The 17081-nt window shown below is 65.6% G+C and carries 14 protein-coding genes and 1 tRNA gene; 12 read left to right on the top strand and 3 right to left on the bottom strand.

What is annotated here, in order from left to right:
* Positions 1-26 precede the first annotated feature (26 nt).
* Both WDN01_08455 and WDN01_08450 read left to right on the top strand, forming a co-directional pair.
* Entirely contained in the window at positions 27-1433 is a 1407-nt protein-coding gene (locus WDN01_08455; protein ID MEJ0026042.1) for an ATP-binding protein, read from the top strand.
* An 86-nt stretch (positions 1434-1519) separates the two neighbouring features.
* Positions 1520-2962 carry a HAMP domain-containing sensor histidine kinase gene (locus tag WDN01_08450; protein ID MEJ0026041.1) on the top strand — a complete coding sequence of 481 codons (1443 nt, stop codon included), beginning with the start codon at positions 1520-1522 and terminating at the stop codon, positions 2960-2962.
* A gap of 76 nt (positions 2963-3038) precedes the next feature.
* Here the strand turns inward: WDN01_08450 and glnA are convergent, their stop codons facing one another.
* The 3 genes from glnA to WDN01_08435 all read right to left on the bottom strand — a co-directional run bounded on the left by glnA (position 3039) and on the right by WDN01_08435 (position 5259).
* On the bottom strand, positions 3039-4451 hold the full coding sequence (gene glnA, locus WDN01_08445; protein ID MEJ0026040.1) for a type I glutamate--ammonia ligase: 1413 nt from the start codon (positions 4449-4451) through the stop codon (positions 3039-3041).
* A 60-nt stretch (positions 4452-4511) separates the two neighbouring features.
* Positions 4512-4850 (bottom strand): P-II family nitrogen regulator, encoded by a 339-nt coding sequence (locus WDN01_08440; GenBank protein MEJ0026039.1) that lies wholly within the window; start codon positions 4848-4850, stop codon positions 4512-4514.
* A 166-nt stretch (positions 4851-5016) separates the two neighbouring features.
* Complete coding sequence (locus WDN01_08435) at positions 5017-5259, bottom strand: hypothetical protein (protein ID MEJ0026038.1); 243 nt, start codon at positions 5257-5259, stop codon at positions 5017-5019.
* 101 nt (positions 5260-5360) lie between these two features.
* Here WDN01_08435 and WDN01_08430 point away from each other — a divergent pair, with 101 nt between their 5' ends.
* The 10 genes from WDN01_08430 (at position 5361) to tig (ending at position 17063) form a co-directional block, all read left to right on the top strand.
* Positions 5361-6551 carry an aminotransferase gene (locus WDN01_08430; GenBank protein ID MEJ0026037.1) on the top strand — a complete coding sequence of 397 codons (1191 nt, stop codon included), beginning with the start codon at positions 5361-5363 and terminating at the stop codon, positions 6549-6551.
* Between the two features lie 110 nt (positions 6552-6661).
* Positions 6662-8218: an acetyl-CoA acetyltransferase gene (locus WDN01_08425; GenBank protein MEJ0026036.1), complete on the top strand. Its 1557-nt coding sequence runs from the start codon at positions 6662-6664 to the stop codon at positions 8216-8218.
* 69 nt (positions 8219-8287) lie between these two features.
* A complete protein-coding gene (locus WDN01_08420; GenBank protein MEJ0026035.1) occupies positions 8288-9424 on the top strand; it encodes a serine hydrolase domain-containing protein in 1137 nt (378 codons plus the stop codon).
* Positions 9425-9490: 66 nt separating this feature from the next.
* Entirely contained in the window at positions 9491-10765 is a 1275-nt protein-coding gene (locus WDN01_08415; protein ID MEJ0026034.1) for a hypothetical protein, read from the top strand.
* Positions 10766-10962: 197 nt separating this feature from the next.
* Complete coding sequence (locus WDN01_08410; protein MEJ0026033.1) at positions 10963-11517, top strand: histidine phosphatase family protein; 555 nt, start codon at positions 10963-10965, stop codon at positions 11515-11517.
* Positions 11518-11609: 92 nt separating this feature from the next.
* Positions 11610-13016 carry an amidase gene (locus tag WDN01_08405; protein ID MEJ0026032.1) on the top strand — a complete coding sequence of 469 codons (1407 nt, stop codon included), beginning with the start codon at positions 11610-11612 and terminating at the stop codon, positions 13014-13016.
* Between the two features lie 199 nt (positions 13017-13215).
* The gene (locus WDN01_08400) at positions 13216-13977 is read left to right on the top strand and encodes a GNAT family N-acetyltransferase (GenBank protein MEJ0026031.1); all 762 of its coding nucleotides are present in this window, start codon (positions 13216-13218) and stop codon (positions 13975-13977) included.
* On the top strand, positions 13974-15479 hold the full coding sequence (locus WDN01_08395) for an NAD(P)H-hydrate dehydratase (GenBank protein ID MEJ0026030.1): 1506 nt from the start codon (positions 13974-13976) through the stop codon (positions 15477-15479). The genes WDN01_08400 and WDN01_08395 overlap by 4 nt, the downstream gene beginning before the upstream one ends.
* Before the next feature lie 103 nt (positions 15480-15582).
* Positions 15583-15667, top strand: a tRNA-Leu gene (locus tag WDN01_08390).
* A gap of 34 nt (positions 15668-15701) precedes the next feature.
* Positions 15702-17063, top strand: a complete 1362-nt coding sequence (gene tig, locus WDN01_08385; GenBank protein ID MEJ0026029.1) for a trigger factor — start codon at positions 15702-15704, stop codon at positions 17061-17063.
* Positions 17064-17081: the final 18 nt, after the last annotated feature.

The following is a 17081-nucleotide window of genomic DNA, read 5'->3' as shown; positions in this document are numbered from 1 at the left end:
CGCCGCGCGGGCACGATGATATGCACATGGACTCCGCATTCGGTCTGAAGGGAGCGCGCTTTACGCAGGCGCGCCTGCGCACGATACTGGCCGCGCTGCCGCTGTCGACCGGTCTCAATCCGATCGGCACGGCGGTTGCCTTTATTCCCTTTCTCGAATCCCAGGCGCTCTTCGGCCGTCTGCCCTGGAGCCATCTGGTCTTTGCCTTGGCTCTTCAGATCGTCGGGGCATTGTGGGCGTTCGGTCTGTATAGTCGCAATCGCGGCGCGATCGCCGATTCAAGCCGTCTCGAACAGCAGCTTATCGTGCTGCAATTCGCCGTCAGCTCCGCCTGGGGCGCGACGATCTGGCTGTTCTGGGACCCCGTCTCGCCGGTCAATCACCTCTATGTCGCGCTCATCATGGTGACGGTGGTGTGGAACGTCCTCTTCACGCGCATGTCGCACACGCCGATCTTCCTCGCAGGTGTCTTGCCGATGGTCGTAGCGTTCTGGGTCCGCGCCCTGACCGCGGCGGATTCCGTCTCCTATGTGCTGGCCCAGCTCCTGCCGATCTGGGCGACCTATATCGTGATGCTGGGCATCAGCGGGCGCGTCCGCGTCGACGCGGCCTTCCGGACGAGCTTCGCGAAGGAAGACCTCACTCTGGCCCTGCGCGAGAGCAACAACGAGGCCGAACGCAAGCGTTTCGAGGCGGAGACCGCGAACGCGGCAAAGACCGTCTTTCTCGCCAATATGAGCCACGAACTGCGCACGCCGCTGAACGCCATCCTCGGCTTCTCCGACATCATCGCGCGCCAGGCGCTCGGACCGGGAGAGATGGCGCGCTATTCCGACTACGCCGCCGATATCAACGCGTCCGGCACGCATCTGCTCTGTCTGATCAACGACCTGCTCGACGTCGCCAAGATCGAGGCGGGCAAGATGGAGATCGATCCGCAGCCGCTCGAAGCCGCGCGGGTCTTCTCGGAGATCAAGCGCCTGATGGCGCCGCGTGCTGCCGCGCGCGGCCAGACGATCGGCTACGACGTCGATAGCGGGCTGCCGCACGTCCTCGCCGACGAGCGCGCCTTCAAGCAGATCGTGCTCAATCTGCTCTCCAATGCCGTCAAGTTCACGCCCGAGCGCGGCCGTATCACGGTCGCGTTCCGCCGCGCGGCGGAGGGCGGAACACTGCTCAAGGTGGAAGATAGCGGCCCGGGCATTCCGCCGGAGAAGCTCGAAAGCCTCTTCAAGCCGTTCAACCAGATCGACAATCGCTATGGGCGGCAGGCCGGCGGCACAGGCCTCGGCCTCGCCCTGGTGAAAGGGCTCGCGGCCCTGCATGGCGGGCGCTGCTGGATCGAGAGCGCGCTCGGCCGCGGCACGATGGTTTTCGTTTACTTTCCGTTAGCGATCGAAGACGAGCGCGGTCGCGCCGTCGCGAGCGGCTAACCTTTATGCGTCTCAGAGAATTTTAAGAACCCATGCGTACGATCTTCGCTGCCTCGCATGTCGGGGCATAAGGCAGGGGTGGCCCAGTGGGTTTCGGACAGCAGCTGAGGGTCAGACGCAGCGCCGATGTGCGCGTCCTGAACGCGCAGCTCGATCTTGTCGCCGGCGCAATGCGCACGACGCGCTTCACCTCGCCGCTCTGGGCGCTGGCGCTGGCCTGGCTCGGCTCCGACGGCTTCGGCTATCTCGGCAGCCGCCCGTTCGAACAGGCGATCCTCCTGCCCATCATCGTGTCGATCACGATGTTCCTCGCCTCCAACATCGTCTCGTTCTACCAGATGACGACGGCCGGCCAGACCGACTACGAGGCGGTGCGCCCGTGGTTCGCGCGCATGACCGTGCTTCAGGTCGTCATCAGCACGATTTGGGGCCTGGTGCCCTGGCTCCTGTGGGACCCGGCGAGCCAGCTCAACCACATCTTCCTCGCCGGCGCCACGCTCGCGATGCTCTCCACGCTGATCGTCAGCCGCGCCACGCACATGGACATGTTCCTCGCCTGCCTCGCGCCGATCTCGGCGGTGGCGGCGCTGCGCTTCGCGTTCGGCGATTCGATGCTCGACTACGGCACCGCGCTGGTCATCCCGGCCTTCGCGGCGCAGCTCTTCTTCGACGGCCGTCGCCTCGCGCGCCGCGTCGACGAGGACGCCCGCCTGCGCTTCCAGGTCGAGGATCTGGCGCGCGAGCTGGAGGAGACCCGCGACGAGGCCCTGCGCAAGCGCTTCGAGGCCGAGACCGCGAATGCCTCCAAGACCGCTTTCCTCGCCAATATGAGCCATGAACTGCGCACGCCGCTGAACGCCATCCTCGGCTTTTCGGAGATCATCGCGCAGGAATGCTTCGGGCCCGTCGGCTCGCAGCGCTACAAGGAATATGCCGGCGACATCCATTCGTCCGGCGCGCATCTGCTCAGCCTGATCAACGACCTGCTCGACGTCGCCAAGATCGAGGCCGGCAAGATGGAGATCGCGCCGCATCCCTTGGACGCGCGCCGCACCTTCGACATCGCACTCAAGCTGATCGGCGCCAAGGCGCGCGAGCGCCAGCAGACGCTCGCCATCGAGGTCGATCCCGCAGCCCCGCCGCTCTACGCCGACGAGCGCGCCCTCAAGCAGATCCTGATCAACCTCTGCTCCAACGCGGTCAAGTTCACGCCCGAAGGCGGTCGCATCACGGTGCGCGCCGAGCTCGCGCGCTGCGGCGGCTTCCAGATCTCCGTGCAGGACAACGGCCCCGGCATCCCGCGCGAGAAGCTCGACAAGATCTTCACGCCGTTCAGCCAGGTCGACAACCGCTACGACCGCCAGGCCGGCGGCACGGGCCTCGGTCTTGCGCTGGTGCGCGGCCTCGCCGAGCTGCATGGCGGCCGCGCCTGGCTCGAGAGCGAGCCGGGCAAGGGCTGCTGCGCCTATGTCGTGCTCCCCGCGGTCCAGCCCGACGCCAAGCAGGACGGCGAAGTCGTCGCCGCGTAGCGAGACCCGCAACGTGTCGAAAAGACAAAGGGCGCGCCACCGGCGCGCCCTTTTTCCATTCCGGGTTTCGGTCCGTTCAGACCGAGTAGTACATCTTGAACTCGACCGGATGCGGCGTGTGCTCGAAGGCGTAGACGTCGCCCATCTTCAGCTCGATATAGGCGTCGATGAAGTCGTCGCTGAACACGCCGCCCTTCTTGAGGAAGCCGCGGTCCTTGTCGAGATTCTCCAGCGCTTCGCGCAGGCTGCCGCAAACCGTCGGCACCAGCTTCAGTTCCTCGGGCGGCAGGGCGTAGAGATCCTTGTCCATCGGGTCGCCCGGGTGGATCTTGTTTTCGATGCCGTCCAGGCCCGCCATCAGCATCGATGCATAGGCGAGATAGGGATTGGCGCCCGGATCGGGGAAGCGAACTTCGACGCGCTTGCCGTTCGGCGAGGCGCTGAACGGGATGCGGCACGACGCCGAGCGGTTGCGCGACGAATAGGCGAGCAGCACCGGCGCCTCGAAGCCCGGGATCAGGCGCTTGTAGGAGTTGGTCAGCGGGTTGGTGAAGGCGTTGATCGCTTTCGCATGCTTGATGATGCCGCCGATATAGTAGAGGCAGGTGTCCGACAGATCGGCATAGCCCGAGCCGGCGAAGAGCGGCTTGCCGCCCTTCCAGATCGACTGGTGCACGTGCATGCCCGAACCGTTGTCGCCGTAGATCGGCTTGGGCATGAAGGTCGCCGACTTGCCATAGGCGGCGGCGACCTGGTGGATCACGTACTTATAGATCTGCATGTAGTCGCCGCACTTGGTCAGCGTGTTGAACTTGAAGCCAAGCTCATGCTGCGCGGTCGCGACTTCGTGATGGTGCTTTTCCGGCTGGATGCCCATATCGCCCATGATGGCGAGCATCTCGCCGCGCATGTCCTGGGCCGAATCCACCGGCGGGACCGGAAAATAGCCGCCCTTGACGCCGGGACGGTGGCCGAGATTGCCCTGCTCGTATTCCGTGCCGGTGTTGTAGGCGCCTTCCATGGCGTCGAGATAATAATAGCCCTTGTTCATGCCCACTTCGAAACGCACGTCGTCGAAGATGAAGAACTCCGCTTCCGGGCCGAAATAGGTGGTGTCGCCGACGCCCGACGCGTTGACGTATTTCTCCGCCGCCTTGGCGATCGAGCGCGGGCAGCGGCCATAGCGCTGGCCCGTGGTCGGCTCGACCACGTCGCAGATGATGACGAGCGTGGTCTGCGCGAAGAACGGATCGATCACCGCCGTGTCGAGGTCGGGCACCAGCGTCATGTCCGACTCGTTGATCGCCTTCCATCCGGCGATGGACGACCCGTCGAACATCGTTCCGTTCGTCAGGAAGTCCTCGTCGACCATGGAAAGGTCGAAGGTCACGTGTTGCCACTTGCCGCGCGGATCGGTGAACCGCACGTCGACGAACTTGACCTCCTTGGCCTTGATCATCGCCAGAATGCTTGCCGGACTATTTGCCATGGTCGTACGTCTTCCCCTTCAAGAAGTTGAATTTACCCAACGCGAGACTCTTGAGACTCTTCAGATGGCGTCCGCGCCGGTCTCGCCGGTGCGGATGCGGATGGCTTCCTCGACATTGAGGACGAATATCTTGCCGTCGCCGATGCGGCCCGTGCGCGCAGCCTTCTGGATCGCCTCGACCGAGGCCTCGACCCGGCCCTCGTCGACCACGATTTCGATCTTCACCTTGGGCAGGAAATCCACGACGTATTCGGCGCCGCGGTACAGTTCGGTATGGCCCTTCTGGCGGCCGAAGCCCTTGGCTTCCGTCACCGTGATGCCCTGGACGCCGACTTCCTGCAGCGCCTCCTTCACTTCATCGAGTTTGAACGGCTTTATGATCGCTTCGATCTTCTTCATTTATCTCTCCCGTGCGGCTTGGATACACCGCGTCGTTAACGAAGAAGCAGGGTCTGTGCCAAGCCGTCCCATCTGTAAAATCAATGGCTTAGCGGCGCGCCGGCGATGGGCGCAAATAAGAAAGACCGAAAATTAGGCAATTGGCCTGAAAAACAGCCAGACCAAATCAACCGAATTCGGGGCGCTCGGCCAAGCCGTAATAGCCGTGATTGGCCATCGCCTTACCGGTGCCGACCTTCAAATAGGTCACATGAACTTCGCGCCACGCCAAGCACTCGCCGGCGATGCAGTGATAGGGCGCGGGCGAGTCTTTGAAGCCGTCGCTGAGGGTGTTGAACATCCGATTGCTGCCTTCCACCCGTGCGAACGGGCACCAGCGCTCCTTGGCCTCTTCCTCGCTCAAATACATTTCAAATTTTCCATGTAGAATTCAGGCGTCACTAGTCGGGCGCCGGCCAACGGACCCTGAATCCAATCCCATATCAGGGGTTCTACGGAGGCCGCGTTTTGGTGCATCCTGCCGACATGCGCTTCAACCCGGTCTTCTCGTCCCTCCCCACCACCATCTTCACCCACATGTCGGCGCTGGCGGTCGAGCATGGCGCGATCAATCTCGGCCAGGGCTTCCCGGACGAGGACGGCCCGCTCGCCGTCCGCGAGGCCGCGGCGCGCGCGCTGATCGAGGGCCCCAACCAGTATCCGCCGATGAAGGGCAGAGTGGAGCTGCGCCGCGCCGTCGCCGCCCACGCCAAACGCTTCCACGGCCTGGACTTCGATCCCGAGACGCAGGTGCTGATCACCTCCGGCGCCACCGAGGCGCTGACCGCCTCGATCATGGGCCTGGTGGGGCAGGGCGACGAGATCGTGCTGATCGAGCCGTCCTACGATTCCTATCGCCCCATCGCGCTGGCCGTCGGTGCCACGGTGAAAAGCGTGAAGCTGTCGCCGCCGCGCTTCCGCCTCACCGAACAGGACCTGCGCGCCGTCGTCGGGCCCAGGACCCGCGCCATCCTGATCAACACCCCGCTCAACCCGGTCGGCCGCGTCTTCGACCGCGAGGAACTCGAAACGCTGGCGCGCGTGGTGAAGGACACCGAAGCCGTGGCGATCTGCGACGAGGTTTATGAGCATCTCGTCTTCGACGGCAAGACCGTTCCGCCGCTGATCGCGCTCCCCGGCATGGGCGAGCGCTGCGTGCGCATCGGTTCGGCCGGCAAGATGTTCTCGCTGACGGGCTGGAAGGTCGGCTGGGTCGCCGGTCCCCGCCCGCTGGTCGAGGTCGTGACCAAGGCGCACCAGTTCATCACCTTTACCACGCCGACCGCGCTTCAGCTCGGCGTCGCTCATGGCATCGAGAACGAGATCGATTTCACCTTGAACCTGACGAAGGACCTTCAGGGCAAACGCGACAAGCTCGCCGCCGGCATCGCGACATTGGGCTTCGACGTGCTGCCCTGCGAAGGCACCTATTTCCTCACAGCCGGTATTCGCGACCTCACCAACGAGCCCGACCGTGCCTTCTGCGAGCGGCTGGCGAAAGAAGCCGGCGTGGCGCTGATCCCGCTCAGCGTCTTCTTCGACGACGGCAAGCCCGACCACATGGTGCGCTTCGCCTTCTGCAAGAAGCACGCGGTGATCGACGACGCGCTGGCGCGGCTGGCGAAGTATTTTCACGCGGAGCCGCGGAGCCGCAGAGTGTAACCGGCCTCTCCGCGACTCCGCGCGAGTCTTCTTCCGCAACGGAAGGTCATTGCTTTGAAATTGATGCGTTGCCGTGCTGTCATCGCGCTCGACAACACCGGGCACGAAGCATGACAGACATCGATCCGCGCACGCCCATCCTCGTCGGCGGCGCGCAGCTCACCCAGCGCACGGCCAAGGGCGACATCCGCGCCAGTCTCAGCCCGATCGAGATGCTCGCGAAGGTCTCGGCGGAGGCGCTCGCCGATACCGGCGCGCGCGACCTCGCTTCCGCGGTCGACACCGTTTCCGTCGTCCGCTTCACCGCCGACTCGCCCGGCGACCAGGGCCGTCTGCCCAAGCGCATGTTCCGCAATCCGCCGCTGAGTCTTGCGAACCGCATCGGCGCGAAGCCGCGCCGCGCCTTCTACACCGCGACGGGAGGCAACACGCCGCAATGGCTGGTCAACCGCACGGCGGAAGAGATAGCCGGCGGCGAATGCGACGTCGCGCTGCTGGCCGGTGCGGAATACATCGCCTCGCTGCTCGGCGCGATGAAGCAGGGCGTCGATCTCGGCTGGGCGAACGGCCCCGATGCCGATCCGGGCGCCGACCCCGAAGAGATCGGCGACATGCGCTCTGGCACGACGGACTATGAGCGCCGCCACGGCCTCGCCTTTCCGGTCAACGTCTATCCCCTGTTCGAGAACGGCCTGCGCGGCATGAAGCGCCGCGCGCCGGCGGAGCATCTGAAATGGCTCGGCGAATTCTTCTCGCCCCTCACCAAGGTCGCGGCGGAGAATCCCCATTCCTGGTTTCCCACCTACCGCTCGCCGGCGGAAATCTCGACGCCGACCGAAAAGAACCGCTTCGTGGGCTTTCCTTACACGAAGTATCTCAACGCCGTGATCGAGGTCGACATGGCGGCCGCCGTGGTGATGACCTCCGTCGCCAAGGCGCGCGAACTCGGCATCCCCGAATCCAAATGGGTCTTCCTCCATGGCTGCGGCGACGCCGCCGACATCTGGAACGTCTCCGAGCGCGTGAATTTCCATTCCTCGCCGGCGATCCGGACCATCGGCAAGAAAGCTTTCGCCATGGCCGACCTCGACGTCGGCGGCGTCTCGTTCATCGATCTGTATTCCTGCTTCCCGAGCGCGGTGGAGATCGGCTGCCTCGAGCTCGGCATCGCGACGGACGATCCGCGCGGCCTCACCATCACCGGCGGGCTTCCGTATTTCGGCGGTCCGGGCAATAACTACGTCATGCATTCCATCGCGCAGATGGCCGACAAGCTGCGGGGCAGCGCCGGCAAGTTCGGTCTCGTTACCGGCAATGGCTGGTACGTGACCAAGCACTCCGCCGGCATCTATTCGACGAAGCCGACCCGCGGAAAATGGCGGCGCGAGGATCCGAAGTCCTATCAGAAAGACATCGATGCCATGGCGCATCCCGCCGTCGTCGAGAAGCCGGAGGGCCCGGCCACCGTCGAGACTTACACGGTCGTCCTCGATCGCCGCGGCAAGCGTTTCGGGATCGTCGTCGGCCGCCTCGCCGATGGCGGCCGTTTCCTCGCCCACACGCCGGACAACGACGCGACGCTCGACTGGATGATGCGCGAGGAAGTCTTGGGCAAGCCCGGCACGGTGACGGCGGGCAATCCGACGAATCTTTTCAGATTCACATGACGTGCCATCGACAAGAAAAGCCATCCCGCCGCGCATGCGGCGGATGACAGGGAAGAGCGAGGAAACACCATGTCCGAAGTCCACGGTTTCGCGCACGACAAGTTCGCCGAGGTCAAGAAGATGTTCGAAGAGAACATCGCCAGCGGCGCCGATATCGGCGCGTCGTTCTCGGCCACCGTGAACGGCGAGACCGTGGTCGATCTCTGGGGCGGCTATGCCGATCCGGCGAAGACGCGGCCGTGGGAGAAGGACACCATCGTCAACGTCTATTCCACGACCAAGACGATGACGGCATTGACCGCGCTGCTGCTGGCGGATCGCGGCCTCCTCGATTTCGACGCGCCGGTCGCGCGCTATTGGCCGGAATTCGCTGCCAACGGCAAAGCCGACATCAAGGTCAGCCATCTGATGAGCCATTCCGCGGGCCTCTCGGGCTGGAAGGAGAAAGTCTCCAAATCCGATATCTACGATTGGGAGAAGGCGACCGCGCTGCTTGCCGCCCAGGCGCCCTTCTGGGAGCCCGGCACCGCGCCCGGCTATCACGCGCTGACGCAAGGCTATCTCGTCGGCGAAGTCATCCGCCGCATCACCGGCAAGACGGTCGGCACCGTCTTCCGCGAGGAGATCGCCCAGCCGCTGGACGCCGATTTCTGGATCGGCCTTCCGGCCTCGGAAGACGATCGGGTCGCCGAACTGCTCGCGCCGCCGCAAGGCGAGGCCGTGGCGGACGGCCCGGCGATGAGCGAGCTCATGGCGAACATGGCGACCAATCCCGGCATCGACGTGGCGGAGACCAGGACGCGCGCCTGGCGCGGTGCCGAAATCCCGGCCGCCGGCGGCACCGGCAACGCCCGTTCCATCGCGCGGATCCACGCCATCCTCGCCAATGACGGCGTCGCCCAGGGCAAACGGTTCCTCTCGCAGGAAGGCACCCGCAAGGCGCTCGAGCCGCAGATCGAAGGCACCGACCTGATCATGAACGTGCCGGCGAAGTTCGGCCTCGGCTTCGGGCTGCCCGGCGGGTTGATGCCGCTGCCCAACCCCAACGCGATGTTCTGGGGCGGCTATGGCGGCTCGCTCGCCATCATCGACATGGATGCCAAGATGAGCATCGGCTACGCGATGAACCGCATGCTGGGCACCACGACCGGCGATTTGCGAGGCATTGGCCTCGCTTTCGCGATGTGGCGGGCCATAAAGGACTGAAAGAACATTTATTGTACAGCCTGCCCCGAGGAGATAGTATTCGCATGTCGAGCTCGGGGGTGCGGCATGGATTTCCTGAAATCGCTCTATTCGCGCGCAAAAGTGATCGGCGAATATCTTCCGCTGTTTTTGCTCTGGCTCGTGGTCGTACCTTATTTCTTCATGCTGCTCTATTCGGTGCTCGAACTGCAATCTGCGGCCAGGGCCGCGACGGGCAGCAACACGAAGCTGGCGACCTACATCGTCATCACGCGGGCGAAGCAGATCGCCCCTATGGGCACGACGCTGGAGGGCTTCGCGAAGACGGCCCGCGCGGCGCAGAACAGCTACGATCTGCTCTTCGCCAAATGGACGGCGCTGCAGGAGAAATTCGTCGACGACGAGACGTTCCTGGCCGCCGCCATTCCCGACACCACGTTCAACAGCAAGACCTGCCAGACCGGCGACGGGAGCTACGACCGCGATGCGGTCCTCAATTGCGGCCGCAGGCTTCTCAGCCTGGCGGCGCCCATCACGCAGAAGGGCGTGGCCTTGGATGCCAGCAAGGAAGAGACGGCGCATGGCGCGCTCGTCAACAATCTGCTCGCGCCCCTGCTCAAGGACATGTCCCTGTTCGAGCAATATGCGGGCGAGCTCTACGTCGCCGGCGCGGCCGCGCGCTCCGCCAAGCAGGACTATGCGGCGGCCGCGTCGGCCTACCGCGCGCTGGTCGGCGTGACCGGAACCACCGTCGTGATCGCCGTCAATCCGACCATCCTGGACGACCGGTCCGACGTTTCCGCCGCACCGACGGCACCAGGCTCCCAATCCGCCGCACAGGCGCCGGCCACGGCGGCCAAGGCGTCCGAGGCCCCGACGCCGACCGACAGCATCGGCTCGGTAGCCACGTCCTACAACAACATGCAGTCGATGTGGTTCTTCGAGTTCCTGTTTCGCCTGCCGCCCGGCGTCGTCGTCGCATTCTTCACCGCGTTGATGGGCTCCATCGGTGCCTGCGTGTTTTCCCTGCTCCAGCAGGCGATCAACAAGACCATCAGCATCGACGTCGTCGGCGCCTGGATATCCTATGGCGTGCGCCCGGTTCTGGGCGCGATGGCGGGGTTCATGGTGTTCTTCGTGGTTTCGGCGGGGGCCGCCTTCCTGGTTCAGCCAGGCGCCGCTTCCGCCACCGACGCGGTGAACAGCCTCTCCGCGCCGGCTCTGGCATCGCTGGGGGTGTTCGCGGGCGTGGCGGCCGAAAGGGCTCTGCAATGGCTGAACGAGAAGGCCTCGGCCTTCTTCGAGACCACCGAAAAGCAGGACGACGACCTTCCCAAGCTCGTCAAGCCGGCGGGGGCCTGACCTCCTTCCGGCCCTTCGAACCGACAGCCGCGGTGCCGAACCACCGGGCTGGCCTCCCGGTTTTTCAATATTCTCTTTTATTCCCAATAGCTTAGGAAGATTCCAGGAAATCGAAGTCGAGAAATCAAGAAAATGAGGTGGCGGCCGCCGGCGCCGGATGACAAACGAAAGGCCGCCATACATCACGGATCCAGCCCATGCCACGCATCTATATGGTCCGCCACGGCCGCGCCGCCGCCGGCTTCGGCGAGGACATGGACCCCGGCCTCGACGATCTGGGTCGCGGTCAGGCCGAGGCCGTCGCCGACCGGCTGAAGGACATCGGCCCGTGTCTCATACTGTCCAGTCCCCTCCGACGCACCCGGGAGACCGCAGCGCCGCTCGCGAAGGTCTGGAACGCGACGCCCGTCATCGAATCCGCCGTCGCGGAGATTCCCTCGCCGAAAGGCATGAGCCTGGAAGAGCGCGTCGTCTGGCTGCGCGCGCTGATGGCCGGGTCTTGGCGCGACGTGCCGCCGGACCTGGCGCGATGGCGCGAGGCCTGCGTGGCGGCGGTCGCCGCACTGAAGCAGGACGCGGTGGTGTTCTCGCACTATGTCGCGATCAACGTGCTGATGGGCTCAGCGGTCGCGGACGACCGCGTCGTCGTCTTCTCGCCGGAGAACTGCTCCGTCACGGTGTTCGACAACGCGGGCTCGAAGCTGCGATTGTTGGAGAAGGGGAGCGAGGCGGCGTTGACGAAGGTGAATTGAGCGAATGGGGAGTAGCGAATAGCGAATGGGGGGCTAAACTACTCGCTACTCGCTACTCGCTACTCGCTACTCGCTACTCGCCGAGAGTTACCATGTCCAAAGAACCCCATGAACTCACCGCCTCGGAAATGTCCGCGCTGTTCGCGTCGCGCGAACTATCGCCGGTCGAGGTGACGGAAGCCTGCCTCACCCGCATCGAGGCGCTCGATGCCGAGATCAACGCTTTCTGCTTTTCCGATCCGCATGCCAGCCAGACCATGGCCGAAGCGTCGGAAGCGCGCTGGCTGGCCGGCGAGCCGCTGTCGCCGCTGGACGGTGTTCCGGTGGCCGTGAAGGACTTGCTGGTCACCAAGGGCTGGCCGACCCGGCGCGGTTCCTACACCGTCGAGCCATCCGCCTATATCGACACCGATGCCCCGACCGTCGCACGCCTGCGCGAAGCCGGCGCCGTGCTGATCGGCAAGACCACCACGCCGGAATTCGGCTGGAAGGGTTCGACCGACAGCCCGCTCACCGGCATCACGCGCAATCCGTGGAACAAGGCCAAGACGCCCGGGGGCTCTTCCGGCGGCTCGTCCGCCGCGCTGGCCGCGCGGTTCTGTCCGCTCGCGCTCGGCACCGATGGCGGCGGCTCGATCCGCATCCCGGCGAGCTTCACCAACACCTACGGCCTCAAACCCAGTTTCGGCCGCGTCCCCGCCTATCCGCTCTCGCCGTTCGGCACGCTCGCCCATGTCGGCCCGATGAGCCGCACCGTGCTCGACAGCGCCATGCTGATGAACGTGATCGCGCGGCCCGATGCGCGCGACTGGTATTCTCTGCCGTATTTCCCGACCGACTACGCCGCCGAGATCGAATCCCCGCTCGCCGGCAAGCGCATCGCCTTCAGCCCGCGCATGGGCTTCGCCACCCGCATCCTGCCGGAGATCGAGACGCTGGTGGCGGCCGCCGCGAAGCGTTTCGAACAGCTTGGCGCGCATGTCGAGCAGGTGGATCCGCCCGGCGGCGATCCGGGCCCGACCTTCCGCACCCTATGGTGGTCCGGCGCCGGCAGCCTGCTCGGCGACTACACGCCGGAACAGATGGCCAAGCTCGATCCCGGCCTGCGCCGCATGGCGGAGGAGGGGATGGCGATCTCCAAGAAGGACTACATGAACGCCGCGCTGGCACGCGGCGCCTATGGCAGCGCGATGCGCCGGTTCATGGAGACCTACGATTTCCTCCTGACGCCGCAGCTTGCGACGGCCGCTTTCGACGTCGGCAAGCTCTCGCCGCTGGACGATGACGGCAATGCCTGGATGGCGTGGACGCCCTTCACCGTACCGTTCAACCTGACCCAGCAGCCCGCCGCGTCGGTGCCCTGCGGCTTCACGCGCGACGGCTTGCCGGTCGGCTTGCAGGTCGTCGGCCGCATGTTCGACGACGCCGGCGTGCTCGCCGCGTCTTATGCTTACGAAATGACCGACCCGCATTTCGACAAGACGCCGAAGGGATTTTGACTTGCGCCGGCGAGCATTTTCCGTATCGTGCCCGCCCATGAACTCGATGCTTGCCCGTTCGCGACGCCGTATCTCCCTCCGATGGGGTGGATGAGCACGCGCGCCTGAGCCGCGAGTTATCTCAAACAGCCCCGCCGGAAACGCGCGGGGCTTTTTCGTTTTCTCACCCTTCGCGTCCCGGCCTCGACCGGAGAACGCCATGGACATGCCCAACCTTCACGCACAGGTCGAAGAGACCTGCATGAACGCCTGGCCGGCCTTGAAAGAGGTCTTTTACGACGGCTGGCTGATCCGTCTCGCCAACGGCGCCACGCGCCGCACCAACTCCGTCAATGTCATCGGGCCGGGCCGCCGGCCGCTCGGCGACAAGATCGCTTATTGCGAAAGCGTCTACCGCGCCCATGCGCAGGCGACCTATTTCCGCATCCTGTCGACCGCGCCGCCCGATCTCGACGCGGCGCTGGCGGCGCGCGGCTATGCCAAGGAGGACGAAACCAGGACGCTCTACATGAATTTCCGCAAGCACCGTCCGCCGGTGCCGAACAAAGGTGCCGCCGTCGACATCCTCGAAGGCCGTCCCACCCGCCAATGGCTCGCCGCTTATCAGCGGCATTCCCGCTGCACGGACGCCGAGGCGCAAGGCCGGCGCGATGTGCTCGACAAGCTTTCGGTGCCGGCCTTCTTCGCCGAGGCCCGCGACGACGATGGCGAGATCGCCTCCGTGGGGTTCGGCGCGATCCACGACAAGCTGGTCTGCCTGCAATGGGTCGTCACCGACCCGGCGCAGCGCCGCAAGGGCCTGTCGCGCGCCGCGCTTTCCGCGCTGCTCCGTCGCGGCCTGGAAGCCGGCGCCACCGGCGCCTGCCTGCAGGTGGTGGCGAACAATTACGCTGCCATTCGCCTCTATGAGCGTTTAGGCTTCAACCACGAGCTCTACCGCTATCACTATCGGGTACGATGACCTCTGAAGTCCTGACCGTCGAGGAATGCTACGCCGCCGATCGCTACGCGGCGGCGCATGGCGTGGCGACGCTGGAACTCATGGAACAAGCCGGCCGCGCCGTCGCCGATGCGATCGCCAAGCGCTGGACGCCGCGCCCCATCGTCGTGTTCTGCGGCCCCGGCAACAATGGCGGCGACGGCTTCGTCGCGGCGCGCCATCTGAACGAACGCGGCTGGGACGTCTGGGTGGAGAGCCTTGTCGATCCAAGGACCCTCAAGGGCGATGCCGCCGAGATGGCCCGGCGCTGGACCGGCGAGACCATCGCCATCGCCGAGAGCAACCGCATGGCCGACCTGTTCGTCGATGCGTTGTTCGGCGCCGGCCTGTCGCGGCCGCTGGAGGGCGAGGCGAAGCGCCTCGCGCTGGCCTCGCCGCAATACAAGGACCGCGTCATCGCCATCGACGTTCCGAGCGGCGTCCATGGCGACACCGGCAAGCCGCTGGGCGATATCGCCTTCGACGCCGGCCTGACCGTTACGTTCTTCCGCAAGAAGCCGGCGCATCTTCTGCTGACGGGCCGCGAACGCTGCGGCGAGGTCGTCGTCGCCGATATCGGCATCCCGGAAGCCGCCATCGACGCGATCGCGCCCAAGCTGTTCGAGAACGGTCCGGCGCTCTGGACCTATCCCTGGCCCAAGGCCCAGGGCCACAAATACGCCCGCGGCCATTGCATCGTGGTCAGCGGCCCCGCGCACGCCACCGGCGCGGCGCGGCTGGCGGCGCGGGGCGCGCTGCGCATCGGTGCCGGCCTGCTCAGCGTTGCCAGCCCGTCGTCCGCCGTCGCGGTCAACGCTGCGGCGCTCACCGCCATCATGGTCAAGCCGTTCGACGGCGCGTCCGGGCTTGCCGGCCTTCTGAAGGACGCCCGCTTCAACGCGGTGGTGATCGGTCCCGGCTGCGGCGTCGGGCCTGAGACGCAGCAACTCGTGGTGGCCGTGCTCCGCAGCAACGCGGCGACGGTGCTCGACGCCGACGCGCTCACCTCCTTTCGCGCGGAGCCGAAGGTTCTCTTCGCCATGCTGCGCGAGCCGGCCGTCCTGACGCCGCACGAAGGCGAATTCGAGCGCCTGTTCCCCGGCCTTCTCGCGTCGTCGAAGAGCCGGATCGAAGCCGCACGCACCGCCGCCGCGCGCGCGAAATGCACCGTGCTGCTCAAGGGCGCGGACACCGTCGTGGCCGCGCCGGACGGACGCGCCGTCGTCAACGCCAACGCGCCGCCGAGCTTGGCGACCGCCGGCTCCGGCGATGTCCTCGCCGGCTTTATCGGCGGCCTGATGGCGCAGGGGTTGTCGTCCTTCGACGCGGCGGCCTGCGCCGTCTGGTTGCACGGCGAAGCGGCGAGCCTCCACGGCGTGGGACTGATCGCGGAAGACCTGCCCGAACATCTTCCGGCGGTGCTGAAGGCTTTGGAGGGATCGGCCGGAAATTCGGCCGTTGGCGGGCGCGCGGCGCCCGCCTGACGGCGTTCCGGCAAGGCCCTAGCCACCCCCCCAAACCCCTGCTATACGGCCCGCCTTCCGACGGGTCGGGCTTGAAAACCCGGGCTTTCGGCAAGGCCCCGGCGCGGGCGTGGCGGAACTGGTAGACGCACTGGTTTTAGGTACCAGCGGCGAAAGTCATGGGGGTTCAAGTCCCTCCGCCCGCACCACTTCGGGAACGCGTATTTTCAGGGAAGCAGAACGATGCAAATCACCGAGACCGTCTCCGAAGGCCTGCGCCGGGAATACAAGGTCGTCATCGCGCAGAGCGATCTCGATTCGCGCCTCACCGGCCGTCTTGAAGAGATGAAGCCGCGCGTGAACCTCAAGGGCTTCCGCCCGGGCAAGGCGCCGGTCTCGTTCCTCAAGAAGAGCTTCGGCAAGTCGCTGATGGGCGAGATCGTCGAGGCCGCCGTCAACGAGTCGAGCCAGAAGGCCGTCAGCGACAACGCGCTGAAGCCGGCCGCGCCGCCCAAGGTCGATCTCGTCAGCCAGTTCGAGCAGGTGGTCGACGGCAAGAGCGATCTGGAATTCACCGTCCAGGTCGACCTGATGCCGGATTTCGAGCTGACCGACGTGTCCAAGCTCAAGATAGAGCGTCTGGTCGGCGACGTCGGCGATGCGGATGTCGACGAGGCGCTGGGGCGCCTGGCCGAGCAGGCCAAGACCTTCTCGCCGCGCGAGCCGGGCGAACCGGCTGAGAGCGGCGACACGGTGGTGATCGATTTCGTCGGCAAGATCGACGGCGTCGAATTCCCGGGCGGCAAGGCGGAGAACTTCAATCTCGGCCTGGGCACCGGCCAGCTCATCCCCGGCTTCGAGGACCAGATCGTCGGCGCCAAGCCGGAAGAGACGCGCGAGGTGAAGGTGACGTTCCCCGCCGACTATCCGGAAGCCACGCTGGCGGGCAAGGACGCGGTGTTCGAGGTCACGGTGAAGGAGGTCAAGAAGCCCGACCCCGTCGCCATCGACGGCGAGCTTGCGAAGAAGCTCGGCATGGAAGACCTCGCCACGCTCAAGGATCGCGTGCGCGACCAGATCAAGTCCGATTTCGCCCGCGCCAGCCGTCTGCACATGAAGCGCCGTATCCTCGATGCGCTCGACGAGACCCATTCCTTCGCCCTGCCGCAGGGCATGGTGAACAGCGAGTTCGACGGCATCTGGAAACAGGTCGAGGCCGAACTCAAGCGCGAGGGCAAGACCGCCGAGGACGAAGGCAAGTCCGAGGACGAGCTGAAGAAGGAATACCGCGAAATCGCCGAGCGCCGCGTGCGCCTCGGCCTGGTGCTGGCGCGTCTGGGCGAGCAGAACGGCATCACCGTCGCCCCCGAAGAGGTCCAGCGCGCCGCCGCGGCGCGGGCGCGCCAGTTTCCCGGGCAGGAGCAGCAGGTGCTGCAATTCTACGCCCAGAACGCGCAAGCCGCCGCCGAACTGCGCGCCCCGATCTTCGAGGACAAGGTCGTCGATTTCATCGCTGAGCTCGCGGACGTGACCGACCGCAAGGTCGACCGCGACACGCTATTCATGGACCCCGACGAGGCGGTCGAGAAGCTGAAGGCCGGCTGACCGGCCGCATTCGGCGAA

The sequence above is a fragment of the Rhizomicrobium sp. genome (assembly GCA_037200985.1).
Lineage (GTDB): Bacteria > Pseudomonadota > Alphaproteobacteria > Micropepsales > Micropepsaceae > Rhizomicrobium.
The sequence above is the reverse complement of the archived record's forward strand: the minus strand, read 5'-3'. Positions and strand labels throughout refer to the sequence as shown.

Coding starts and splice junctions, on each gene's coding strand:
- WDN01_08455 (MEJ0026042.1), top strand. CDS start 27: ATGGACTCCGCATTCGGTCTGAAGGGAGCGCGCTTTACGCAGGCGCGC.
- glnA (MEJ0026040.1), bottom strand. CDS start 4,451: ATGGCAAATAGTCCGGCAAGCATTCTGGCGATGATCAAGGCCAAGGAG.
- WDN01_08440 (MEJ0026039.1), bottom strand. CDS start 4,850: ATGAAGAAGATCGAAGCGATCATAAAGCCGTTCAAACTCGATGAAGTG.
- WDN01_08435 (MEJ0026038.1), bottom strand. CDS start 5,259: ATGTATTTGAGCGAGGAAGAGGCCAAGGAGCGCTGGTGCCCGTTCGCA.
- WDN01_08425 (MEJ0026036.1), top strand. CDS start 6,662: ATGACAGACATCGATCCGCGCACGCCCATCCTCGTCGGCGGCGCGCAG.
- WDN01_08420 (MEJ0026035.1), top strand. CDS start 8,288: ATGTCCGAAGTCCACGGTTTCGCGCACGACAAGTTCGCCGAGGTCAAG.
- WDN01_08415 (MEJ0026034.1), top strand. CDS start 9,491: ATGGATTTCCTGAAATCGCTCTATTCGCGCGCAAAAGTGATCGGCGAA.
- WDN01_08410 (MEJ0026033.1), top strand. CDS start 10,963: ATGCCACGCATCTATATGGTCCGCCACGGCCGCGCCGCCGCCGGCTTC.
- WDN01_08405 (MEJ0026032.1), top strand. CDS start 11,610: ATGTCCAAAGAACCCCATGAACTCACCGCCTCGGAAATGTCCGCGCTG.
- WDN01_08400 (MEJ0026031.1), top strand. CDS start 13,216: ATGGACATGCCCAACCTTCACGCACAGGTCGAAGAGACCTGCATGAAC.
- WDN01_08395 (MEJ0026030.1), top strand. CDS start 13,974: ATGACCTCTGAAGTCCTGACCGTCGAGGAATGCTACGCCGCCGATCGC.
- tig (MEJ0026029.1), top strand. CDS start 15,702: ATGCAAATCACCGAGACCGTCTCCGAAGGCCTGCGCCGGGAATACAAG.